Origin of the sequence: Citrobacter sp. wls613 (genome assembly GCF_005281195.1) — a bacterium.
Taxonomy (GTDB): domain Bacteria; phylum Pseudomonadota; class Gammaproteobacteria; order Enterobacterales; family Enterobacteriaceae; genus Citrobacter; species Citrobacter gillenii.
Genome location: NZ_SZXN01000055.1, coordinates 47863 through 72573 on the forward strand (window position 1 = coordinate 47863; position 24711 = coordinate 72573).

Consider the following 24711-nt stretch of genomic DNA (forward strand, 5'->3'; position numbering starts at 1 on the left):
ATGAAAGGGGTCCGTCCATAGGCCACCATCCGGCAAACTCAGCGACTCTGCTTTCTCAACAAATAGATAAAGTACGGCGCACCAATAAACGTCGACAGTAATCCCGCCGGGATCTGATACGGAAACAGCACCATTCGCCCGCACCAGTCGGCAAACACCAGCAACACGCCTCCCGCCAGCGCCGAGATGACCATATGCGGCATCGTGCGCCGGAAACCTAACATCCGCGCAATATGCGGCGCCATAAGCCCAACAAAGCTCAGCGGCCCGATGGTCATGGTGGCTGTCGCCGTCAGACCCGCAGCCAACATCAGTAACGCCACGCGCGACGGCGTCAATGCGATACCCACCGCCCGCGCAGTTTCTCCGCCCAGCGGTAAAATCGTTAACCAGCGACGGCACAGCGGCGTAACCGCCAGCAGAATCACCATCACGATCCCGGTCCGTAGCACCTGTTCGCCAGTGGCGTTGTAGGTCGAGCCGGAGATCCAGGTCAGCACGCTTGCCATCCGCGGATCGCCGCTGGCCTGCAACATCATCAGCAGCATCGTGAACGCGGTGCTGAGCGCCATCCCCGCCAGCAGCATGCGTTGCGGCGAGAAGCCGCCGCGCCCAGCGGCAATCATAATAATCAGCAGCGTTACCGCCGCCCCGAGACTTCCGGCGGGCAGCAGCCAGCCAAACGCATCACCCGGTACGAGGAACAGCATCAACACCACGCCAAACGCGGCACCGGAGCTAATCCCAAGGACTTCCGGACTGGCCATCGGGTTACCGGTCAGGCGCTGAATAATACAGCCCGCCACCGCCAGCATCACCCCGGCAATCATCGCCGCCAGAATACGCGGCCAGCGCCAGGGCATCAGTTCATCCAGCATTGCGCCGCTGGCCCAGGTCCAACCGTGGGCATCACGACCAAACGAGAGCGCCACGACGGCAGTCAGTAGCAATATCGCCCCACCCGCCAGCGCGAACATCAGCACGTTCTGACGTTCTGCTGCCACGTGGTTATTGGCATTCATATCCGGCGCGCTCATGCTGCGCAGGCGCGGCAGCAGCCACAGCAGCAGCGGCGCACCAATCAACGCGGTCACCGAACCGGTGGAGACTTCCATCCACACGCGGGTCAACCACAGAATAATTTGATCGGAAAGCCAGAGGATCAGGGCCCCAATCAGCGGGGCCAGCATCAGGCGCGCCAGCAAACGCCGTGCGCCGAGCATTTTCGCCAGCAGCGGGGCAAACAGGCCGATAAAGCCGATAATCCCCACCGCGTTAACCAGCAAGGCACTGAGCACAATCGCCAGCGTTAACGCCGCCAAACGCGCCAGCGACAGCGCCAGCCCGAGATTACGCGCTACCCCGTCATCCAGCCCCATCAGCGTCATTGGACGCAGTAACAGCAGGGTCAGCATCACGCCACCCAGCAGCTGTGGCCACAGACGCTGCACGCCGTTCCAGTCGGTTTGGGTGAGAGTCCCGCTGCTCCACATAAACATGCTTTGCAGCTGATCGTGGTGGAAGAGGACCATCAGCTGGTTAATCGCACCGCAGTACAGGCTGACCACCAGACCAGCGAGGATCAGCGTCACAGGTGACAAACGCTTGCCCCAGGCAACGCCAAACACCAGCGCCCCGACGATACACGCCCCGGCCAGCGCCGCGAATTGCGTGGTCAACGCGCCGGGAATGGCCCACAGCGTGGTGACCGTAATGCCCAGTTGCGCACCGGTTGCCACACCCAGCGTGGTCGGCTCCGCCAGCGGGTTACGTAACACCTGCTGAAACAGCACGCCAACCAGGCCCAATCCGGCACCGACCAGTAACGCAATCGCCAGTCGTGGCAGCAGGCTGTAATGGAAAACCATCTGTTCGATGGCGTCGATATTCGGTGACCAGATAGCCTGCTGCCACTGGTCACGCGGCAGGGCAATGGAGAAGTTAATCCAGGTCAGCCAGATCGCAACAATAAACAGCGCCACCAGCAGCAATGCCGGATGGCGGCTTCGTCTTATCCAGCCAACAACGCGCCCGAACCGTAGGCCGGATAAGGCGCTTTTAGCGTCGCCATCCGGCATTTCAAGTTTCCTGCTCACGCTTTGCCTCCCAGCGCAGTGTCCAGAATGCGGGCAAAATGCATCGCCGACAGCGTGGCGCCATAAAACCAGACCGCGGGTACCCGCTGAAAGCGACCGGCGCGAACAAACGGCATCGCCTGCCACAGCGGCGTGGACATCAGCGCGTCCATTTCTTTATCGTTACCATGATCGAAGCACAGCACATCAACATCTTTATACGCGGCAAGCCGGTCAATCCCCACGGCAGTGCTGCCCCAGAAGTTGGTTTCTCCCTGCCAGGCGTTAGGGATCCCGTATTCGTCCAGCACGTCCTGGAACAAACTGTTCGGGCCAAATACCAGCATATGCCGCGAATCAAGCAGGGATGTCAGGAGCACGGGACGCGCGCCGCGGTGAATAAAGCGCGGTTTCAGGCTGGCAATCACGGTATCGTATTGCGCCAGATGACGTTCAGCAGCCGTTTGCAGATTCAGCAGTTGCGCCATCTCCTGCAACGACTGGCGAGCGACCGCCAGCGGTTTTTTGCCGTCGCTGAAGCTAAATCCGCGACCCGGCGCAATGCGCGCCAGTTTTTCTGGCGCGGGGCCATAGCCTGCCGACCAGACCATAAACGAGGGTTTCATTTCGGTCAGCAGTTCGAGATTGGGTTCTGTGCGTAACCCGACGTCAATCACCGAGTCCGGCAACGGGGGTTGATTGACCCACAGCCTGTAGTTAGGAACATCGGCTACGCCATAGGGAGTGATTCCCAGCGCCAGCAACAGTTCTACCGGCAACCATTCCAGTGCCACAATACGTTTTGGATCAACCGCTGCAGCCTGCGCCGAATTCATCTGCCAGAGCAGCGGTGACAGCGCCATCGCCGTTAATAAACGTCGACGGGTGATATGATGTAATCCGACCATTAATAGACAAAACTCACGGGTGCGGCACCGCCCGGATGCGGCAAAATGCCCATCGGGATGCCATAAATCAGTTCCAGGGTTTCACTGCGCATCAGCTCCGCGGGCGTTCCCTGAGCAATCATTTCGCCACCGCGTAGCGCCACCAGATAATCGCAGTAACGGGCCGCCATATTGATATCATGCAGTACGGCGATCACCGTCAGTCCGCGCTGCTGGCTTAAGCGGTGCACCAGCGCCAGTACATCAACCTGATGCGCGATATCCAGCGCCGAAGTCGGTTCGTCAAGCAGCAGGCAGCGACTGTCCTGCGCCACCAGCATGGCGATCCACGCGCGCTGACGCTCGCCTCCGGACAGGCTATCAACCAGTCGATGCGCCAGCGGCTTTAACCCCACAAGCGTGATCGCCTCTTCCACTTTTTCTCTGTCAGCCACGCCAAAGCGTCCCAACGCGCCGTGCCACGGATAGCGACCAATCGCCACCAGTTCACGCACCGTCATCCCTTCCGCCTGCGGCAACTGTTGCGGTAAATAGGCGACCTTACGGGCAAATGCTTTACTGTTCCAGCTCTCCAGCGGTTGCTCGTCGAGCAGGATTTCGCCGTCTGAAGGCGGCTGATGACGTCCGAGCATTTTCAATAAGGTTGATTTACCGGAGCCGTTATGACCGATAAGACCGGTTACTTTTCCCACGGGAAACGTTAACGAGAGGGGATGTAAAAGCGTGCGGCCAGGCACACGAAAGGAGACGTTACTTAACGCAAAAGTGGTGTCGGGATGGGATCTGTTTTCCTGCATAGCGGCCAACTTGTAAAACGGGCACGCAAAGCGTGCCCAAAGAGAAATTAGAAACGGAAGGTTGCAGTTGCAACGACCTGACGTTCCGCGCCCCAGTAGCACGCGTATTCGCTATAGCAACTGGAAACGTATTCACGATTAAACAGGTTATTGACGTTAACCGCAACGCTGGACCCCGCCATGCCGAAACGGGCCAGATCGTATTTGACCATGGCATCAGCAACGGTATAACCACCGACGTTAAACGCGTCATTTTTCTTCGCTGCGTCGTTTTTATAGTAGCTCACCGTTGAACCGGTGTAACGCACACCTGCGCCAACGGTCAGACCGCTCAGGGCAGTGTCATAGAACGTGTAGTCGGTCCACAACGATGCCTGATTACGCGGAACTTCTGCCGGGCGTTTACCTTTGAAGATAGTGTCCTCAGTATATTCCGCATCCGTGTAGCTATATGCCGCCGTGACGTTGATATTGGCATTGACTGCTGCTTTGGCTTCCAGCTCAATACCGCGTGAGCGAATTTCACCACTCTGAACGCTATACAACCCGGTTGGATCGTTCGGGTCTGATGTCAGGTTTTTATTTTTCGTCAGTTGATACACCGCTGCCGTCAGCACGACCGGCATATCCTTCGGTACATACTTCACACCGGCTTCGTACTGCTTACCGCGTGAAGGATCGAACGGTTTCCCTTCTTTCGTTGCACCGGAGGTCGGCTCGAAAGATTCGCTGTAACTGAAATACGGTGAAATACCGTTGTCAAACAGGTAGTTAATGCCACCACGCCAAGTAAACTGCTGATCGTTCACTTCTGCCAGAGAATTGCTGGAGCGGGTCAACGTAGAGGTTTTCGCAAAATCGTAGCGACCACCGAGCGTCAGCACCCACTTATCCCATTCCATCTGGTCCTGGGCATAAAGCCCGGTCTGCTCCATGCGGTTGAGCACAGCGTATTTCGCATACGGCCCACTCACATCGATATTCGGATTGCCATACTGTGGATCCTGCATATCCAGCGGATCGGCAGAACCATACAGAGCATTCACATCGTTACGCATACGTGAGTAATCAACGCCTGTCAGCAGGGTATGATCAACATCACCGGTCGCAAAAGCAGACTGCAATTGGGTATCAACGGTGAACGCGTTGAGATCTTCGTCAGAACGCACGTATTGGCGGTTAATCTTGCCCGGTGCACTGTAACCGTAGCCATAAACAGAACGATAAAGCGTTTTCACCTGGTCATAACGCAGATTCTGGCGCACGGTGAAGGTATCGTTGAACGCATGCGAGAAGTTATAGCCCACCATCTGCTGGCGGCGCGCCATCTTGTTATCTTCTTCACCTTCGTTGAAATCGGTCGGCAGTTTGTGCGGATTGCCATTCGCGTCGTAATACGGAACGAGTGTACCTTCACGCGGCAGCCAGCCATAGTATCCTGCGTACGGATCGTTCTGGAAGTTGCTCAGGAAAGTGAAATCGGTTTTGTCATCAGGACGCCAGCTAAACGCAGGTGCAATCGCGTAACGCGTTGATTTTGACATCTCTTGCTGAGAGTCCTGACTATTCCCTAACCCCGTCAGGCGGTATGACCACACGCCGTCATCATCGATAGCATCGCTAAAGTCGAACCCGGTTTGCCAGAGGTTGTTAGTCCCCATCTTAAACTGAACTTCTTTCAGTGGCTCTGTGGTCGGACGCTTGCTCACCATGCTGACAATACCGCCAGGGTTGCTATTGCCGTACAGCACTGATGTTGGCCCGCGCATCACTTCTACGCGTTCCAGGAAATATGGGTCCATCGACACTTCAGAATAGTTATTGCCCTGAAGTTTCATACCATCCAGATATTGGTTGGTATTGACGGTGGTAGGCGCGGTGAAACCACGAATCGTCACCACATCATAGGTGGTGGAACTACCACGCGTAGCAAAAACGCCGGGGGTGTAAGCAATCGCTTGTTTCACGGAAGCCGGCTGTTTGGTATCCATCTCTTCACGCGTCACGACCGAAACAGACTGTGGGGTCTTTTCGATAGGCGTATCAGTCTTGGTTGCCGTGGCGGAACGCTTGGCAGCGATGGTCGGAGCAGGTCCCCATGCGCTTTCTTGTGCGGCGGGTGCTGCGGTGACAGTGATGGTTTCTTCTTTTGGTTCAACCGCCGCCTGTGCATAGACAGACATGCCGCTAACCGCTGTGGCTACCAGCACTGCCATTTTACGCAGCGAGGAATTTGGCTGAGCAGTTTTATAACGCGCCATTGGTATATCTCTGATGAAAGTGAATGATAACGTAAACGAGAATTATTATTATAACGGCAGCATAATATTCGAAACGCTGGCGAGATAGCAAGCGATACACATCCCTACTAAAACTGAGGGGTCAAGAAATAACCAGATGAAAAGAAAGGGTTAATGAATTACGCTGAAATGTTGTTTGGTCGGAGTCTGAGATGAGAAAAGAAAAACCCGCCGAAGCGGGTTTTGGGAGAGATTAGTTACTGCCAAACATATCTTTGATCCAGCCTGCGACACCGTCGCCGTCTTTCTTTTCTTGCTGCGGCGGTTGTTGCTGCTGTTGAGGCTGCTGCGGCGGCGTTGACTGATCAAACGGATTGCCAGACTGTTGCAGCATCTCACCTTGCTGACACAGCGAATCCGGATCGCTGGTCCACACCGGGAGCGTACGCATCCCGCCGCTGCACACGAAGTTGCCGTCGTAATCCACGCCCATGTCGACAATATCTTCCGGCGGCGTCAGCGTTAACGGCGTTGGCGTCTGGTTTGCCAGATAGCGCTGGTAAATCGACATCGCCCCGCTCGCACCGTACAACTTGGTAGGCTGGTTGTTATCGCGACCCACCCAGGTAATGGTCACCTGACTGCCGTCAATACCGGCGAACCAGGTATCAACGTTGTTGTTGGTGGTCCCGGTTTTCCCCGCCAGATGCAGCCCCGGATACTTCGCGCCAAGCTGACGGCCGGTACCGCGTTGCACCACCTGCTGCATGGTCCACAGCGTCATATACGCGGCCTGTGCTGGCACAGCGCGTTCGGCCTGCGGGAAGCTTTGATACAACACCGTACCGTCTTCGGCAATTACCGAGCGCAACGCTGATAACGGCGCGCGGTTACCGCCGCTGGCGATGGTCTGGAACGCCTGCGCCACTTCAATTGGCGTCAGGTTCAATGCCCCCAGCAGCATAGCTGGCACCGGGTGCAGCTGATCTTTCGGCGCGCCCAGTTTTTCCCAGGTCTCGGTGACCGCTGGCAGCCCCAGCGCCATGCCCAGATTGACGGTCGGCACGTTCATGGAACGGGTTAACGCATCCACCAGCATCACTTTACCGCTTTCGCTGTAGCGACGGTCATCGTTCTGCGGGGACCACACCTGACCGTTTGGCTGACGCAGCGCAATCGGCGCATCGGCAATCCAGGTATTGAGGCGGTACAGCTTCGGCTGGCTCAGGGCGGTCAGATAGGTCGCGGGCTTCGCCAGAGAACCAATTGAACGACGCGCCTGCATAGCACGGTTGTAGCCTGCGAACTGCGGCTCCGACCCACCGACCATGGCGCGAACCTCACCACTAAAGCGGTCCACTACCACAATCGCCGTTTCCAGATCGCTCAGCTTACGCTGTTTCTTCAGCACCGGAATGCCTTCCACCGCCGCTTTTTCTGCGGCGTCCTGCGCCACGGAATCAAAGGTGGTGAAAATCTTCACGCCGGAAAGATCTTTAACTTTGTCGCCCAGCTTCGCCTGTAGCTCCTGACGCACCATCTGCATAAACGCAGGCTGTGGAGAGATCACCCCACCGCGCGGCTGCACGCCTAGCGGACGCGCACTCAACATTTCATACAGTTCCTGGTCGATAATCTGCTGCTGTTGCAGAAGACGCAGCACCAGGTTACGTCGCTCCAGCGCCAGTTTCGGGTTACGCCACGGGTTGTAGATCGACGCCCCTTTCACCATCCCCACCAACAGCGCCTGCTGATCGAGGCTCAACTCTTCAACCGGACGGCCAAAGTAATACAGGCTCGCCAGCGGGAAGCCGCGGATCTCGCTGTCGCCGCTCTGGCCGAGATAGACTTCGTTCATGTACAGCTCAAGGATCCTGTCCTTGCTGTAACGGGCATCCATCAACACGGCCATGTACGCTTCGTTGGCTTTACGCCAGTAAGAACGTTCGCTGGAGAGGAACAGGTTTTTCACCAGCTGCTGGGTCAGCGTACTGGCGCCCTGCACCGTGCGACCTGCCGTCAGGTTCGCCAGCACCGCACGACCAATGGAATACAAGCTAATGCCGTCATGCTCGTAGAAATGACGATCTTCGGTTGCCAGCAGCGTGTCCACCAGCAGATCCGGGAAACCGCTACGCGCCACGAACAGACGCTGCTCGCCATTTGCCGAAGAGAGCATGGTGATCAGGCGTGGATCGAGACGGAAGAAACCGAACTGACGGTTGTTATCCAGATTCTCGATGGTGTCCAGATGATCGCCGTCAAAGGTCAGACGCGCACGCACCTGCCCTTCTTTACTGTCCGGGAAGTCAAACGGACGACGGATCATCTCAATGCTGTTCGCCTGCACGGTAAACTCACCGGGCCGCGTCATCTTCGAGACCTGTCGATACTGCGTAGCCTCCAGCAGCTTCACCATCTCTTTTTTGCCGATGGGCATTTCTGGCTCGAGGTTAACCATCCGGCCATACACGGCCGCAGGCAGCTGCCAGACTTTGCCATCAATACGGCTACGGATTTTTTGATCCAGATAGACGCCGTAAATGGCAATCAGCACCAAAAAGACAATCGACAGTTTTACCAGCAGCCAGAACCAGCCGCGTTTACCACGAGGCTTACGCCCTTTGCCTTTACCTTTACCTTTACGCGGCATCGGTTCTTCATCCTCATAGTCATCATCATAATCGTCGTCATACTCATCATCTCTGAGCTGACGACGGCTCACCTTTTGTTTCGCCGGACGCGTCGGTTTCCCTTTACGTCCAATTGGCTCGCGGTCATTCCCCGCCATGCTTTTTCTCCGCAACATTCAGGCGTAAAGGCCTGATTCTCTGTTCTTCCGTCAATCAACAGAAGAAGAAATCTCTCAATTTTTTTGCCTGATGGCGCTTCGCTTATCAGGCCTACCACTACAACTCATGAATACTTTTTGGTGCGCCGTGTCGGCGCGGTATTCGCCGGGTCGTCCGGCCAGACATGTTTGGGATAACGCCCTTTCATCTCTTTTTGCACCTCACGGTACGCCCCCTGCCAGAACGCGCTCAAATCACGGGTGATTTGCAGCGGTCGCTGCGCCGGGGAGAGCAGTTCCAGCACCAGCGGGACGCGCCCCTGTGCGAGGGTCGGCGTATTGGCCTCGCCAAACATTTCCTGCATCCTGACCGCCAGCGCCGGTGGGTTATCCTCGTGATAGCGAATGGCTATCCGGCTTCCCGTCGGCACAGTGTAATGTGTGGGCAATTCACTATCCAGACGTTGCAGCATTGACCAGTCCAGTAATCCGCGCAATGCCTGGCCCACATTTACTGCTTTAAGCGCGCGTAAAGCGTGCACACCGCTCATATGCGGCAGCAGCCAACTCTCCAGCGTCGCCAGCAACGACGCGTCGTCCATGGCAGGCCAGTCGTATTCCGGTAGCCATTTTGCCGCACATTGCAGACGCAGTCGGAACTGCTCTGCTTCCGGCGTCCAGTTGAGCACACTTAGCCCTTTATCGCGAATACCATTCAGCATCGCCTGATGCAGTTCCTCTTCCGAGGGTTTGGCCAGCGGCTGCACTTTTAGCGTCAACTGACCTACCTGCGTGCGGCGCAATGCCTTTAGTGTCCCCTGATTTTCATCCCATTCGATAGTGTCGGACTGCTGCAGCAACTCAGGAGATGATTGTATCAGCGCATCGATATCCAGCGGCAGGGCCAGCAAAATACGCGCATCCGGCGAGGCGCTGCCTTGCAGCAATAAAGGCGCAATAATCCATTCATGACGCCCTGATGCGTCGTCGGCATCCAGCATCGCCCCCATCCCGTTAGCCAGCTGATACCGCCCCTCCTGACCACGACGTCGGGCAATGCGATCGGCGAAAGCCGAAGCCAGTAACGGGGCGATCAGCGCGCTATCAGACTGCCCACCTCGAATGTTCAGGCGCTTCAGCAATTGCTGGCTACGCTGCTGCCAATTCGGCTGATTGTGTGAAAACGCCACCGTCAGATCGGTACTGCCACCGCGCGGGGGCTCTTCGAGAATCGCCGCCAGTTTTGCTGCCGTTGCCGCTTCGTTGTCATCTGTGGCACGGACCAGCATCGCCGCCAGACGCGGATCGTTGCCGAGCGCCGCCATTTTCTGCCCCGCCGCACTGAGCCTGTCGCCCTCAAGTGCGCCCAGCATGTGCAGCAGCCGTTTTGCCGCCTGCAAATTGGCCGTCGGCGGCCTATCCAGCCAGCTTAACTGCGCTGGGTCAGTGCATCCCCATTGCAGCAATTCCATTAGCAAGCCGGACAAGTCGCTTTGCAGCATCTCCGGCTCGCCCTGCGCCGCCGCTCTTTCGGCCTGCTCTTTCGCCAGCAGATGCAGGCAAATACCGGGTTCCAGACGGCCTGCTCGCCCGGCTCGCTGGGTCATCGACGCCTGGCTAATACGCTGGGTAATCAGGCGCGTCAAACCGGTGCGCGGGTCGTAACGCGCCACGCGCTCCTGCGCACAGTCCACCACCAGCCGGATACCTTCGATAGTTAAACTGGTCTCGGCAATATTGGTGGCCAGCACCACTTTGCGCGAGCCTGGCGGCGCGGGCAAAATCGCCTGACGCTGTTCGGTAAGCGATAACGCACCGTATAGCGGGCAAAGCAGAACATCATTGCCTACGCGCGAGGTCAGCTGTTCCTGCACTCGCTGAATCTCCCCCACGCCCGGTAAAAAAAGCAGCAACGAGCCGCTTTCCTGGCGCAATAGCTCCGCCGTTGCCACCGCCACGGCTTCATCAAAGCGCTGATGCGCCGCCAGCGGCTGATAGCGTCGTTCTACGGGAAAGGCGCGGCCTTCAGAGACAATCGTCGGCGCATCGGGCAACAGCTGCTGCAGACGCCCGTTATCCAGCGTTGCCGACATGATCAGCAGTTTTAAATCATCCCGCAGCCCTTGCTGTACATCCAGCAATAGCGCCAGCGCCAGGTCAGCCTGCAAGCTGCGCTCATGAAATTCGTCGAGGATCACAAGGCTAACGCCGTTTAGCTCGGGATCGCGTTGGATCATGCGCGTGAGCACACCTTCTGTTACCACTTCGAGCCGGGTATGCGGTCCAACGCAGTGTTGAGCACGCATGCGGTAGCCCACGGTCTCACCGGGCTTTTCGTTCAGCAACTCGGCCAGACGCTGCGCCACGTTGCGGGCCGCCAGACGACGCGGCTCCAGCAGAATAATCCGCCCCTGAATGCCGTTGTGCGCAAGAAGCTGCAACGGCAGCCAGGTCGATTTCCCGGCGCCGGTCGGTGCGGTCAGCAGAACCTGCGGTGAGGTATCAAGGGCGGTAAGCAGTTCAGGCACTACGGCGGCAACGGGCAACGTCGTCACAAATGGCTCCAGAGGGTTAACATTCTTCGCGCTGCATTGTAGCATCGCGTTAATTCATAACCGAGTATCCATCATGTCTGAGCCAAAAAGGCTGTTCTTTGCCATTGAATTGCCAGCCGAGGTTCGGGAGCAGCTTATCCACTGGCGAGCCGCACAGTTCCCGCCTGAAGCGGGTCGCCCCGTCGCGGCTGACAATCTGCACCTGACACTGGCCTTTTTAGGCGAGGTCAGCGCTGAGAAGCAGCAGGCGCTGTCACAACTGGCCGGGCGTATTCGCCAGCCGGGTTTTACGCTAACACTGGATGACGCCGGACAATGGCTGCGCTCACGCGTGGTCTGGCTAGGAATGTGCCAGCCGCCACGCGGGCTGTTGCAATTGGCGAGTATGCTGCGGGCGCAGGCCGCGCGCAGCGGGTGTTACCAAAGCCCACAGCCGTTTCATCCGCATATCACACTGTTGCGCGATGCCGGCCATGCGGTCACGATCCCGTCGCCGGGTTTTTGCTGGTCATTTCCGGTCACCGAGTTTGCGCTTTACGCCTCTTCATTTGCACGCGGTCGCACACGCTACACGCCACTACAGCGCTGGACGCTTGGCGAAAAATAAAAGGACATTTCCATGGAATTTTCTCCGCCACTTCAGCGCGCGACTTTAATTCAGCGCTACAAGCGTTTTTTAGCGGATGTGATCACACCCGACGGTACAACCTTAACGCTACACTGCCCGAATACCGGCGCGATGACCGGATGCGCCACACCGGGTGACACCGTCTGGTATTCAACATCAGAAAATACTAAACGGAAATACCCGCATACCTGGGAATTAACGCAAACCCAATCCGGTGCGTTTATTTGTGTTAACACCCTGTGGGCTAACAGATTAACGAAAGAAGCTATTCAGAATGCGTTAATTTCAGAACTTTCGAACTACAGCATATTGAAAAGTGAAGTAAAATACGGCGCCGAAGGCAGCCGCATTGATTTTTTGTTACAGGCGGATTCCCGCCCTGACTGCTATATTGAAGTGAAATCAGTCACGTTGGCGGAAAAAAATCAGGGTTATTTTCCCGATGCCATCACTGAACGAGGTCAGAAACACCTTCGGGAATTGATGAGCGTAGCGGCCGAAGGCAAGCGAGCGGTGATATTTTTCGCAGTGCTGCATTCAGCCATTACACATTTTTCACCCGCGCGTCATATCGATGCAAAATATGCGCAATTATTAGTCGAAGCACGGCTTAAGGGGGTAGAAATTCTGGTATATAAAGCGGAACTTTCTGCCCACGGAATGACTCTTAAAGAGCCATTAGCCATTACGTTGTAATGGCATATACAAACGGGTTAATTAGTATTCTGGCCGCGTGCGCAAATACGCTTTTCCTCACAGGGTTGTCAAGTGTAACGTTTAGATAATTGCTATCCGGAAAAGCATCTGCTATTTATAGCGACCTGATTTTTCCCCCGAACATGGGGATCGATAGTGCGTGTTAAGGAGAAGCAACATGCAAGAAGGGCAAAACCGTAAAACATCGTCCCTGAGTATTCTCGCCATCGCTGGGGTGGAGCCGTACCAGGAGAAACCGGGCGAAGAGTATATGAACGAAGCCCAGCTGTCGCACTTCAGGCGTATTCTTGAAGCATGGCGTAATCAACTCAGGGATGAAGTCGATCGCACTGTGACTCATATGCAGGATGAAGCAGCTAACTTCCCCGATCCGGTTGACCGTGCCGCACAGGAAGAAGAGTTCAGCCTTGAGCTGCGTAACCGTGACCGTGAGCGCAAACTGATCAAAAAGATCGAGAAGACGCTGAAGAAAGTAGAAGACGAAGATTTCGGCTACTGCGAATCATGCGGCGTAGAAATTGGTATTCGCCGTCTGGAAGCGCGTCCGACAGCCGATCTGTGCATCGACTGCAAAACGCTGGCTGAGATTCGCGAAAAACAGATGGCAGGTTAATCCCGTCATTTGTACCACGTTGACTACAGGCGGGAGTTTCTCCCGCCTTCTTCTTTTATGCTATCCACCGACATGACTGACAAACGCTATATTGGCCGTTTCGCCCCATCCCCTTCCGGCGAACTGCATTTTGGTTCATTGATTGCCGCTCTCGGCAGCTACCTACAGGCTCGCGCACAGCACGGGATCTGGTGGGTGCGCATTGAAGATATCGATCCCCCTCGTGAAGTTCCCGGTGCTGCAGATACGATTCTGCGTCAGCTGGAACATTACGGACTGCACTGGGATGGCGAGGTACTGTGGCAATCTCAGCGCCATGACGCGTACCGTGAAGCGCTGGCCTGGTTACAAGAGCAGGATCTGAGCTATTACTGCACCTGCACCCGTGCCCGTATTCAGAGTATTGGCGGCATTTACGACGGTCACTGTCGCACATTACGCCACGGACCGGACCACGCGGCGGTGCGTATCAAGCAACGCCACCCGGTCATGCAGTTTAACGACCGACTGCGCGGCGAGATTCAGGCCAACCCTCAGCTTGCTCGGGAAGATTTTGTCATCCACCGACGCGATGGGCTGTTTGCCTATAACCTGGCGGTGGTGGTTGATGACCATTTTCAGGGCGTGACGGAAATCGTGCGTGGCGCGGATCTTATCGAGCCCACAGTGCGCCAAATTTCGCTGTATCAGCAGTTTGGCTGGCCGGTACCGGACTATATTCATCTCCCGCTGGCGCTCAATGAACACGGGGCTAAACTTTCTAAGCAGAATCATGCGCCTGCCCTGCCGCAAGGCGATCCGCGCCCTGTTCTCATCGACGCGTTGCGCTTCCTCGGACAAGACATAGCAATACCGTGGCAAGCGCTAAGCGTGGAAGAATTACTGCAAACTGCGGTGCAAAATTGGGTGCTTACGACGGTGCCGGGTTCAGTGAATGTAAATCCGGCATTCTCAAATGCCTCTTGCTGAGCTATGATTAGCCGCTATTTTTACACAGCAACACTTGTTCTGACTGAAGTTTGACACTACCGAGGTGTACTATTTTTACCCGAGTCGCTAATTTTTGCCGCAAGGTGCTAAGCCGCGAGGAGCGCGAGGCCGAGCTTGCCGTCGCCCGTCCACATATGACGGTAATCCCGCGTGAGCAGCACTCTATCTCCCGCAAAGATATCAGTGAAAATGCCCTGAAGGTAATGTACAGGCTTAATAAGGCTGGATACGAGGCATGGCTGGTCGGCGGGGGCGTACGCGATCTTTTGCTGGGCAAAAAGCCGAAAGACTTTGATGTCACGACCAACGCGACCCCCGATCAGGTTCGGAAACTGTTCCGTAACTGCCGTCTGGTAGGACGTCGTTTCCGTCTGGCCCATGTGATGTTTGGCCCGGAAATTATCGAAGTGGCAACCTTTCGCGGACACCATGAAGGCAGCGAAGCCGACCGTGCAACCTCACAGCGCGGTCAAAATGGTATGCTGCTGCGTGACAACATCTTCGGTTCCATCGAAGAAGATGCGCAACGCCGCGATTTCACCATTAACAGCCTTTACTATAGCGTAGCGGATTTTACCGTTCGCGATTACGTCGGCGGGATGCAGGATCTGGAAGACGGCGTCATTCGCCTGATCGGTAATCCTGAAACTCGCTATCGTGAAGATCCCGTGCGTATGCTACGCGCCGTCCGCTTTGCAGCAAAACTCGACATGCGTATCAGCCCGGAAACCGCCGAGCCGATCCCGCGTCTGGCAACCTTGCTGAACGATATTCCGCCGGCACGCCTGTTTGAAGAAGCTCTCAAACTGTTACAGGCGGGCTACGGCTACGAAACTTATAAGAAACTGCGTGAGTACAGCTTGTTCCAGCCGCTGTTCCCGACCATTACCCGCTATTTCACCGAAGAAGGTGACAGCGCAATGGAACGCATTATTGCCCAGGTACTGAAGAACACCGATACCCGTATCCACAACGATATGCGTGTCAATCCGGCGTTCCTGTTTGCCGCCATGTTCTGGTACCCGCTGCTGGAAGCCGCGCAGAAAATTGCTCAGGAAAGCGGTCTGGCCTACTACGACGCTTTCGCGCTGGCGATGAACGACGTGCTGGACGAAGCGTGCCGCTCGCTGGCGATTCCTAAACGCCTGACATCGCTCACCCGCGATATCTGGCAGCTTCAGTTACGCATGTCCCGTCGTCAGGGAAAACGCGCCTGGAAGCTGATGGAGCATCCGAAATTCCGCGCAGCCTACGATTTACTGGCGCTGCGTGCCGAAGTGGAAAACAACGCCGAACTGCAGCGTCTGGCGCAGTGGTGGGGCGAATTCCAGGTTTCCGCGCCACCAGAGCAAAAAGGCATGCTGAACGAGCTGGATGAAGAGCCAGACGCACGCCGTCGCCATCGTCGTCCGCGTAAACGTGCGCCGCGCCGCGAGGGAAGTGCGTGACCCATCGCGTATACCCAACGGATTTCGGGTTGCATCAAGACGGCGACACAGCGAATGCCCAGGAGCGTACATCAGTACGTGACAGGGATGAGCGAGGAAAGCCAACACAGATGCAGCCAGAAAGACGACGGGTATATATCGCACTCGGCAGCAATTTAGCCTCTCCGCTGGAACAGGTTAATGCTGCCGTACAGGCACTGGGAGAAATCCCGGACAGCCGGATCGTCGCCGTATCCTCCTTCTACCGCACGCCACCATTGGGTCCTCAGGATCAACCTGATTACCTGAACGCTGCCGTTGCGCTGGAAACCACGCTCGCGCCTGAAGAGTTGCTCAACCACACGCAGCGTATCGAGTTGCAGCAAGGGCGAGTACGGAAAGCCGAACGCTGGGGTCCGCGCACGTTGGATCTCGACATCATGTTGTTTGGCAACGACGTGATTAATACCGACCGTCTGACCGTTCCGCATTACGATATGAAAAACCGGGGCTTTATGCTGTGGCCGCTGTTTGAAATCGCGCCGGAACTGACTTTCCCGGACGGTACCCACCTGCATCAGCACCTCACCCTCCTTGGCGCAGAAAAACCTGCCCACTGGTAAATTTTCCCCTCCCCTTTAGCGTTTACTGCTTTCGCGCCAAACGGTTGCTTAAAACCATTGCCCCCCTGAATGTGACTGCTAGAATGCCGGTAAATATGACTTTCACACTCAGGAAATGTTATGAAACCGACGACCATTTCCTTGCTGCAAAAATGCAAGCAAGAGAAAAAGCGCTTCGCGACGATTACGGCCTACGACTACAGCTTCGCTAAACTCTTTGCCGACGAAGGTATCAATGTGATGCTGGTCGGCGACTCACTGGGAATGACAATACAAGGGCACGATTCCACCCTACCGGTCACCGTTGAAGACATCGCCTATCACACCCGGGCAGTGCGTCACGGTGCGCCAAATTGCCTGCTGCTTGCCGATCTACCGTTCATGGCCTACGCCACGCCGGAGCAAGCCTTTGCTAACGCGGCGGTGGTGATGCGCGCTGGCGCAAACATGGTCAAGATTGAAGGTGGCGCGTGGCTGGTTGATACGGTGAAAATGCTGACCGAACGTGCGGTCCCGGTGTGCGGTCATCTGGGCTTAACACCCCAGTCGGTGAATATCTTTGGCGGTTATAAAGTGCAGGGCCGTGGCGATGCTGGCCAAACGCTGCTCGACGATGCCCTGGCATTAGAAGCCGCAGGTGCGCAGCTGCTGGTGCTGGAGTGTGTTCCGGTTGAGCTGGCAAAACGCGTGACCGAAGCGCTGTCCATCCCGGTCATCGGCATCGGCGCAGGCAATGTCACCGACGGTCAGATCCTGGTGATGCATGATGCGTTTGGTATTACCGGCGGCCATATTCCGAAATTTGCCAAAAATTTCCTCAATGAAGCGGGCGACATGCGCGCCGCGGTGCGGCAGTATATTACCGAGGTTGAATCCGGCGTTTACCCGGGTGAAGAACACAGTTTCCATTAAGGAGTCAAGGTGTGCTAATTATTGAAACCCTACCGCTGCTGCGCCAGCACGTTCGTCGTCTGCGTCAGGAAGGTAAGCGCGTCGCGTTAGTTCCCACCATGGGCAACCTGCACGATGGTCATATGAAGCTGGTCGATGAAGCCCGGGCTCGAGCGGATGTAGTGATCGCCAGCATTTTCGTTAACCCGATGCAGTTTGACCGCCCGGACGATCTGGTGCGCTACCCGCGTACGCTGCAAGAAGATTGCGAAAAGCTGAACAAACGTAAAGTCGATTACGTCTTTGCTCCAGCCGTAGAAGAAATCTACCCTCAGGGTCTGGAAGGCCACACTTTCGTTGATGTTCCCGGCCTCTCCACCATGCTGGAAGGTGCAAGTCGTCCAGGTCACTTCCGCGGTGTTGCCACCATCGTTAGCAAGCTGTTCAACCTGATCCAGCCTGATATCGCCTGCTTTGGCGAGAAAGACTTTCAGCAGCTGGCGCTAATTCGCAAAATGGTGGCCGATCTGGGTTACGACATTGAGATCGTCGGTGTGCCGATTATTCGCGCCAAAGACGGTTTAGCCCTCAGCTCACGCAACGGCTACCTGACGGCTGAGCAGCGTAAAATCGCCCCAGGCTTGTACAAAGTGATGAGCCGCATTGGGGAAAAATTACAGGCCGGTGAGCGCGATCAGGAAGAGATCATTGCCATTGCAGAGCAGGAGCTGAACGAAAAAGGCTTCCGTGCCGATGACATTCAGATTCGCGATGCCGATACTTTGCTGGCGCTAAGCGAAACCAGTAAACGTGCAGTAATTCTGGTCGCTGCATGGCTGGGCCAGGCGCGTCTCATCGACAATCAAAGCGTTACATTAGCCCAGTAGACAGGGGCTAAAAATCGGGCAATACTGCCTAAAAATTTCTCAAAGCAGGTCGTTTTTGCCTGCTTTGCCAAGGTAAACGACAGGGTATAGACGTTATGATTCGCACCATGCTGCAAGGCAAGCTTCACCGCGTGAAGGTCACTCAGGCGGACCTGCATTACGAAGGCTCCTGCGCTATTGACCAGGACTTCCTCGATGCTTCCGGTATTCTGGAAAACGAAGCGATTGATATCTGGAACGTGACCAACGGTAAACGTTTCTCTACGTATGCCATTGCGGCTGAACGCGGCTCGAAGATCATCTCCGTGAACGGTGCTGCGGCGCATTGCGCTGAAGTTGGCGACATCGTGATTATCGCCAGCTTCGTGACGATGTCTGATGAAGAAGCGCGAACCTGGCGCCCGAAAGTTGCCTACTTCGAAGGCGATAACGAAATGAAACGTACTGCGAAAGCGATTCCGGTACAGGTTGCCTGATAATATAATAGCCTTGAAATATTTTTCAGGGCTATTATTCATAAAATATATAAAAAGCGCAGAATAATAAATATCACAAAATATATTATATTTTATTAATTAATCCTGTAAAACTTATTTTCGATTTTAACATATTCACCTAAGCCATTCAAACGCTCAACTCTACATTCATTATCAACAATTCTTAATTCCCCCTACAGTCCTTTCAAGAATAAAATGCCCAAACCTAAAATTCTTTAGGCTCCCTCCATTTATTGCCGGGAATATTTAATTTTATATGGATGTTAACAAATGAATAAGTTGAGCATTGCTGCGGCAGCAATTGTTTTCGCACTGGGTTCAGCATCTGCATTCGCAGATGATGTAGGTCTGATCACTTTTGATGGTGCCGTTACTGACACCACCTGCACCATCACCTCTAACAACGGTGTTGACGCCAACAACGTCACCATCACCATGCCAGTGGTAAAAGTCAGCGAAGTTGAAGGGACGACCACTGACACTGGCGGCGTTGGTTCCAAAGAGTTCGAACTGCATCTGAGCGGTTGCCCGACAACGCTGACCAAAGCGTCAGCCACCTTCACCTCTCAGCAGTTCGCTGAACTGTCTAACGGTACCCTGAAAACCGATCCGAGCGTTTCTGGACATGCCGATAACGTAAGCCTGGCGCTGTATAACAACGGTTCCAGCAACACTGACCGCATCGAGGTTGGCCTGCCGGCGAACAACACTCAGACAGCAACGCTGGACGAAGGTGTTGGCGTACTGGCTTACCGCGTGGCTTACGTTCCAAGCGCAGACTGGGTGAAAGGGACGACTGATATCACCGCCGGTAAAGTCAGCAGCAACGCTACCTTTACTATGTCCTACGAGTAATCACGCCGTAGTTGGATTATGCGCCTGCCTTTTCCGCAGGCGCATCGCAGGGAGCATATATGCATCGTTACACCCAATTTACCCTCGCTGCTCTGGTATGCGCCAGCGCTGCGTTAAGCACATTTAGCGCCAGTGCGGACATCGTTATCTCCGGCACTCGCGTTGTGTATCCACAGTCATCCAAAGACGTTACCGTCAAGATGGAAAACCGTGGCAACAAACCGCTGCTGGTGCAGTCCTGGCTGGACGACGGTCGTGATACGGTTAATCCACAAGAGCTGAAATTACCGTTTATCGTCACGCCACCGGTCTCGCGCGTTGATCCGTCAAAAGGCCAGACCGTCCGTATTACGTGGACCGGGCAGGCCCTGCCTCAGGATCGGGAATCTCTGTTCTGGTTTAACGTGCTGGAAGTTCCACCAAAGGCAAAAGACGCCAATGCCCAAAACGTCCTGCAGCTCGCGTTCCGCACTCGTATTAAGATGTTTTTTCGCCCGGACGGTTTACAGGGCGATCCGGCCACCGCGGCGGGAAATCTGAAATGGTCACAGCAGGGCGGAACACTGGTTGCCAATAATAGCAGTCCTTATTACGTATCGATGGCAAGCGCCACTATTACGGCAAGCGGTAAGAAAATAAATGTCGATTCCCATACGATCTCACCGCTATCAAGTGAAGTTATTCCGCTAAAAAACACGCCTAATATATCAGGTGGAAAAATAGAATATGCCGCAATTAATGATTTCGGTGGGATAGAGAAGCACCAGGCCAGCATTAATTAATTACCGCGCTGAAGGATATCAGCATCCAGAAGAGATAAGGGAACTATGCTTTTTCGTCGATCATTATTGTGTACAGCTATTTATATTGCACTCCAGTCTCCAGTAATGGCAGAAGAAGCATCTCCAGTTTTAGCGGATGATGTTGAATTTAACGATCAATTTCTCTTCAATACTGGCTCAAACATCGACGTAAGTCGTTATTCAAAAGGCAACCCAGTCCCACCGGGTACCTATAAAACGCAGATCCTGCTGAATGGTCAGCGTAAATTGCTGGGCGATTTTACCTTCAATGATAATGGCACGCCACGCGCTACGCCCTGCTTCACTAGCAAGTTATTGACGCAAATTGGCGTCAAAACAGCAGGGATGGATCTCGAGTCTGCTGAATGTGTCGATCTTGCCAAACAGTTCCCGCAGTCCTCATGGAATTATGATATCGGCACTCAGGAACTGTCACTCTCCATGCCGCAGATTTACGTCCTCAAAAACCCTAACGGATACGTCGATCCTTCGTTATGGCAGGATGGTATTCCGGTGGCAATGTTTTCTTATGATCTCAACAGCTGGCATTCGGAAAACAGCGGTAGCAGCTCTGACTCGGCCTATGCCGGATTAAAATACGGTGCCAATTTTGGCGCATGGCATCTGCGTGCCAGAGGTAACGCGAACTGGGACAAAGACAACGGCAGCGAATACTCTAGCCAGGATATTTATCTACAGCGTGATATCACGGCATTGCGCTCGCAGTTTCTGGTTGGCGACTCCTTTACCCGCGGTGATGCCTTTGATTCCTTCAGCCTGCGCGGCGTTCGTTTTTATAACGATGACCGTATGCTCCCCGGCGGGGCGTCAACCTTCGCCCCGGAAATTCGCGGCGTGGCAAAAAGCAACGCCAAGGTCACGATTAAGCAAAGCGGCAGTAAAATTTATGAAACCACGGTGCCGCCCGGCCCCTTCGCTATCAACGATCTCAGTACCACCGGCTATGGCAGCAATCTGGATGTTTCTATTGAAGAAGCCGACGGCAGCGTGCGCACCTTCTCGGTGCCCTACTCCTCCGTCACACAGATGCTGCGTCCTGGCTATGGTCGCTGGGACGTTGGCGCAGGCGAACTGCACGACAATGGCTTAAAAGAGAAGCCTCGACTGGGCTACGCCAGCGGCTACTACGGCCTGAATAATACCTTCACTGTTTACACCGGTGCTCAGTACATGGACGTCGGCTATTACGCTGGCTTGCTGGGTATCGCCACCAATACGCCAGTGGGTGCCTTCGCTTTTGACGTTACGCACTCAAATACATCGGTCGACGATCTGGACACCCTCACCGGGCAGAGCTATCGCATCACCTGGAGTAAGCTGATTGAAGATTCGCAAACGTCTTTCAACATTGCCGCCTACCGTTTCTCGACTGAAAACTACATGTCGCTGCGCGATGCCGCCACGCTAAACGATAACGTGAAGCACAACGGATCGGATGCAAACAATGAGTTCAGCAATTTCCAGCGCATGAAAAACCAGTTCCAAATCAATATCAGCCAGCCGGTCTCTCTGTGGGATTCCAGCAGCGGGAACCTGTATGTGAACGGGAGCTGGGAGGACTACTGGAACAAGTCGTCATCGACCTCGCAATACAGCATCGGCTACAGCGATTCCTTCTCGTGGGCCAGCTACAGCCTTTCCGTTCAGCGCACCTATAACGAATACGGTGATAAAGACGACAGCGTTTACTTAAGTCTGAGTATTCCGCTGGAAAACCTGTTCGGTCGTAACAAAAGGCCGCTCGGTTTTTCCACCGTCAACATGAGCGTCAACAGTGATCTGAAGTCGAACAATAACTTCGCCACCAGCGCCAACGGTAACACTGACGACTATCGCTTTAACTATAGCGTTAACACCAGCGCCAGCCGTAGTGACAGCGGCTCAATTAACCAGGTTGGCGGCTACGGTAGCTACAACAGCTCACTGGGGCCACTCAGCGTGTCGGCTTCCGCATCCGACGATAACAGCCGTCAATATTCATTAAGTTACAGCGGCGGCATGTTGCTGCACTCCGGCGGCCTGACGCTGGCGCCGAACAGCATCGGCGATACCGACACGCTGGCACTGGTTCACGCTTCGGGTGCCAAAGGCGCGCGCTTAACCAATGGCGACGGCGAAATTAACCGCTTTGGCTATGCCATCCAGCCTTATCTGTCCGCTTACCGGGAAAATAATGTAGGCATCAATATCGACAAAATGGAACACGACGTCGAGGTGAAAAACACCAGCTCCGTGGTGATTCCGCGCAGCGGCGCCGTGGTACGGGTGGATTTCGAAACCGATGAAGGACGTTCACTGCTGCTGGAGTTGCAACGTACCGATAACGGCTTTATCCCGCTCGGCGCGGATGTGCAAAACGAAAAAGGTGAATCTATCGGGACCGTCGGGCAGGCCGGTATGGCGTACGTTCGCGGTGTCGTTGACAGCGGCAAACTACTTGTCATCTGGGGCAGCGGCAGCGACGGACGCTGCACCGTCAACTATCAGCTCGATAGCGAGAAAGCTGAACAGAAAGTTGGCCTTACCCGTCTACTGAGTAACCAACGTTGCCAGATGTAATGGCATTATTTTTACAGGGATTATGAAGATAATGAGACTGAAAAAACTCTACCTACTGGGCTGTAGCGGACTGCTGTTCGCAACCGCATACCCAACCCAGGCGACATCACTGGATGTCACCTTTACCGCAACGCTACGCGAAACCACCTGTGATATGGCTATCGAAGGCGGCAGTGGTACTGGTCTAGACAACACCATTCCCATTGGCTCGGGAGGAACCGTCAGCCTCGATAAAATCGTCAACGGCGACAGTGCAGCACAGGCAACTTTTAAGCTGAAAATCAACGAATGCCCGGACAGCTTACAAGGGCTAAAAACCACCATAACGGGCACCAAGTCTGGCTATTCCGACTACATCATTGTTAACGGAGCAGGAACGGCTGATGCCGCAAGCTACCTCGGTCTTACTATCGCCAGGGGTTCCGCAACCGATGCGCCTTTCATCATTAACGCCACTACTGATACGGGCCGGATAGTCTGGAGCAGCGCGGAAATCAGCGCTAAAGAAGTGTCGTTAGTCGCCGCATTAGCGGAAACCAGCAAAGGCAAAGGCACCACAGGTGACTTTAGCGCCGTGGCGACCTTCAACTTCACCTACGAATAATCATCAGAAAAGGGATCTCTTGATGAAAAAATTATCATTTCTGGGCGGCGTTGCCGGTGCAGTGCTTTTTTCTGCTCACTCTTTTGCCGCAATAACCGGTACCGCCAGCGTTTCGGCAACCTTTACCACGACCGTCTCGGCAGGCACCTGTACGGCACAAATTCAGAACACCGGTGGTCAGGCTATCAGTACATTGGATTTCGGCGAGGTCTTTAAGTCAGATCTGGTCAATCAAAGCCGCAGCGAGCCGTTCAAAGTGGCCTTTACCGACTGCGCGGGCGTCAAAACCGCCAGCTATCAGGTCGTCTCCGGTACCGGGGGCGGGTGTTCAGGGCCAAGCACTAACGGAGATTCATTCTCTGCTGGTAACGCCACCGGTTTTGAAGTCTGGCAAGGCGTAGCCGGAACAGGAACGCTGCTAAGCTGCAATACCAAGCCCGCGCAAACGCTCACCATGAGCGGCAGTACGCTCGATGTTGCTTTTGCCTCCCGTATTGTTATCGCCAAGGATAGAACGATTTCCAACGTCACGGCAGGCAGCGTCAGCGCGCCGGTCACGTTTGTTGTCACCTATCAGTAAACCTAGAGGAGTAGAGCCGTCATGCCATTCAACATCCAAATACTCTCTTCACTAGGGAGAGCACTACTGATAATGGGAGTGACTGGCGGACTCTACACTGCCCCCTGCTTTGCGGATGAGGACGCGGGAGGTCTGGACGTCACTCTCACGGCTAACGTCGTGGAGAACACTTGCCAGATCTCCCTCTCAGATAACGGATTGGTTCATTTACCGATCGTTTCACGGGGTTGGTTTTACAACGGCGACGGCACAACACGTCTGCAGCCGGGCGATGCCGACAGCGGCACGCAGTTTAGTGTCAACGTTGAAAGCTGCACTAATGATACGGCAACGGTTAACGCAATGGTGTTCCACTTTCAGCCGCAAAACGGCACCTGGCCTGCCGAGAGCCAGCAGGTATTTATCAACGACACACCCGCGGCCACTGGCGGGGCGGAAAACGTCGGCATCGTGATTTTCTCCAGCAGCGATAACCGTAACGTCGTCAATAGCGACGGCAGTTCATCCGTCGCCATTGATGTTTCAACATCAGCCAACTATCTGACCCGTTACGACTTTTACGCCCGCTACCAGAATACCGGCATCGTGAGCGCCGGAAAGATCACCAGCCATGTGCTGGTTGATGCTATTTATCAATAATCAAGGAAGAT

At 54.9% G+C, this 24711-nt stretch carries 21 protein-coding genes; 15 read left to right on the forward strand and 6 right to left on the reverse strand.

Translation table 11 applies throughout. From position 1 onward, the window contains the following. Nucleotides 1-38: 38 nt before the first annotated feature. The 6 genes from fhuB to hrpB form a co-directional block, all read right to left on the reverse strand. On the reverse strand, nt 39-2078 hold the full coding sequence (gene fhuB, locus FDX01_RS09720) for a Fe(3+)-hydroxamate ABC transporter permease FhuB (protein WP_117342289.1): 2040 nt from the start codon (nt 2076-2078) through the stop codon (nt 39-41). Between the two features lie 14 nt (nt 2079-2092). Further along, on the reverse strand, nt 2093-2983 hold the full coding sequence (gene fhuD / locus FDX01_RS09725; protein WP_135912567.1) for a Fe(3+)-hydroxamate ABC transporter substrate-binding protein FhuD: 891 nt from the start codon (nt 2981-2983) through the stop codon (nt 2093-2095). Beyond that, on the reverse strand, nt 2983-3780 hold the full coding sequence (fhuC, locus tag FDX01_RS09730; protein WP_096758256.1) for a Fe3+-hydroxamate ABC transporter ATP-binding protein FhuC: 798 nt from the start codon (nt 3778-3780) through the stop codon (nt 2983-2985). Before fhuC ends, fhuD begins: the two co-directional genes overlap by 1 nt. A gap of 47 nt (nt 3781-3827) precedes the next feature. After that, nucleotides 3828-6041: a ferrichrome porin FhuA gene (gene fhuA, locus FDX01_RS09735; protein WP_115259418.1), complete on the reverse strand. Its 2214-nt coding sequence runs from the start codon at nt 6039-6041 to the stop codon at nt 3828-3830. Nucleotides 6042-6273: 232 nt separating this feature from the next. Next, nucleotides 6274-8811, reverse strand: a complete 2538-nt coding sequence (gene mrcB / locus FDX01_RS09740; RefSeq protein ID WP_137399697.1) for a bifunctional glycosyl transferase/transpeptidase — start codon at nt 8809-8811, stop codon at nt 6274-6276. 125 nt (nt 8812-8936) lie between these two features. Then, nucleotides 8937-11366 carry an ATP-dependent helicase HrpB gene (gene hrpB, locus FDX01_RS09745; protein ID WP_170974771.1) on the reverse strand — a complete coding sequence of 810 codons (2430 nt, stop codon included), beginning with the start codon at nt 11364-11366 and terminating at the stop codon, nt 8937-8939. Nucleotides 11367-11439: 73 nt separating this feature from the next. On the opposite strand from hrpB, the gene thpR reads away from it, so the two are divergent. The 15 genes from thpR to FDX01_RS09820 all read left to right on the forward strand — a co-directional run bounded on the left by thpR (nt 11440) and on the right by FDX01_RS09820 (nt 24700). Continuing rightward, on the forward strand, nt 11440-11973 hold the full coding sequence (gene thpR, locus FDX01_RS09750; protein WP_137399699.1) for an RNA 2',3'-cyclic phosphodiesterase: 534 nt from the start codon (nt 11440-11442) through the stop codon (nt 11971-11973). Between the two features lie 12 nt (nt 11974-11985). Next, nucleotides 11986-12690 carry a DNA/RNA nuclease SfsA gene (gene sfsA, locus FDX01_RS09755; RefSeq protein WP_117342293.1) on the forward strand — a complete coding sequence of 235 codons (705 nt, stop codon included), beginning with the start codon at nt 11986-11988 and terminating at the stop codon, nt 12688-12690. A gap of 178 nt (nt 12691-12868) precedes the next feature. Beyond that, nucleotides 12869-13324: an RNA polymerase-binding protein DksA gene (gene dksA / locus FDX01_RS09760; protein ID WP_003829221.1), complete on the forward strand. Its 456-nt coding sequence runs from the start codon at nt 12869-12871 to the stop codon at nt 13322-13324. 72 nt (nt 13325-13396) lie between these two features. Continuing rightward, nucleotides 13397-14293 carry a tRNA glutamyl-Q(34) synthetase GluQRS gene (gluQRS, locus tag FDX01_RS09765; protein ID WP_117342439.1) on the forward strand — a complete coding sequence of 299 codons (897 nt, stop codon included), beginning with the start codon at nt 13397-13399 and terminating at the stop codon, nt 14291-14293. Between the two features lie 71 nt (nt 14294-14364). Further along, complete coding sequence (gene pcnB, locus FDX01_RS09770; RefSeq protein ID WP_207119307.1) at nt 14365-15762, forward strand: polynucleotide adenylyltransferase PcnB; 1398 nt, start codon at nt 14365-14367, stop codon at nt 15760-15762. A 110-nt stretch (nt 15763-15872) separates the two neighbouring features. Continuing rightward, a complete protein-coding gene (gene folK, locus FDX01_RS09775; RefSeq protein ID WP_137399721.1) occupies nt 15873-16364 on the forward strand; it encodes a 2-amino-4-hydroxy-6-hydroxymethyldihydropteridine diphosphokinase in 492 nt (163 codons plus the stop codon). 120 nt (nt 16365-16484) lie between these two features. After that, on the forward strand, nt 16485-17276 hold the full coding sequence (gene panB / locus FDX01_RS09780) for a 3-methyl-2-oxobutanoate hydroxymethyltransferase (RefSeq protein ID WP_117342296.1): 792 nt from the start codon (nt 16485-16487) through the stop codon (nt 17274-17276). Nucleotides 17277-17287: 11 nt separating this feature from the next. Beyond that, nucleotides 17288-18142 (forward strand): pantoate--beta-alanine ligase, encoded by an 855-nt coding sequence (gene panC, locus FDX01_RS09785; protein ID WP_115259425.1) that lies wholly within the window; start codon nt 17288-17290, stop codon nt 18140-18142. 95 nt (nt 18143-18237) lie between these two features. After that, on the forward strand, nt 18238-18618 hold the full coding sequence (gene panD / locus FDX01_RS09790) for an aspartate 1-decarboxylase (protein ID WP_023178331.1): 381 nt from the start codon (nt 18238-18240) through the stop codon (nt 18616-18618). Between the two features lie 291 nt (nt 18619-18909). After that, entirely contained in the window at nt 18910-19494 is a 585-nt protein-coding gene (locus FDX01_RS09795; RefSeq protein ID WP_135912570.1) for a fimbrial protein, read from the forward strand. Between the two features lie 59 nt (nt 19495-19553). Next, nucleotides 19554-20276 (forward strand): fimbrial chaperone, encoded by a 723-nt coding sequence (locus FDX01_RS09800; protein WP_117342298.1) that lies wholly within the window; start codon nt 19554-19556, stop codon nt 20274-20276. Between the two features lie 45 nt (nt 20277-20321). Further along, nucleotides 20322-22877 carry an outer membrane usher protein gene (locus FDX01_RS09805; RefSeq protein ID WP_115259428.1) on the forward strand — a complete coding sequence of 852 codons (2556 nt, stop codon included), beginning with the start codon at nt 20322-20324 and terminating at the stop codon, nt 22875-22877. Between the two features lie 22 nt (nt 22878-22899). Then, on the forward strand, nt 22900-23481 hold the full coding sequence (locus FDX01_RS09810; protein WP_135912573.1) for a fimbrial protein: 582 nt from the start codon (nt 22900-22902) through the stop codon (nt 23479-23481). 22 nt (nt 23482-23503) lie between these two features. Then, nucleotides 23504-24061 carry a fimbrial protein gene (locus FDX01_RS09815; protein WP_115259430.1) on the forward strand — a complete coding sequence of 186 codons (558 nt, stop codon included), beginning with the start codon at nt 23504-23506 and terminating at the stop codon, nt 24059-24061. Between the two features lie 21 nt (nt 24062-24082). Then, nucleotides 24083-24700: a fimbrial-like protein gene (locus tag FDX01_RS09820; protein WP_242461227.1), complete on the forward strand. Its 618-nt coding sequence runs from the start codon at nt 24083-24085 to the stop codon at nt 24698-24700. Nucleotides 24701-24711 lie beyond the last annotated feature (11 nt).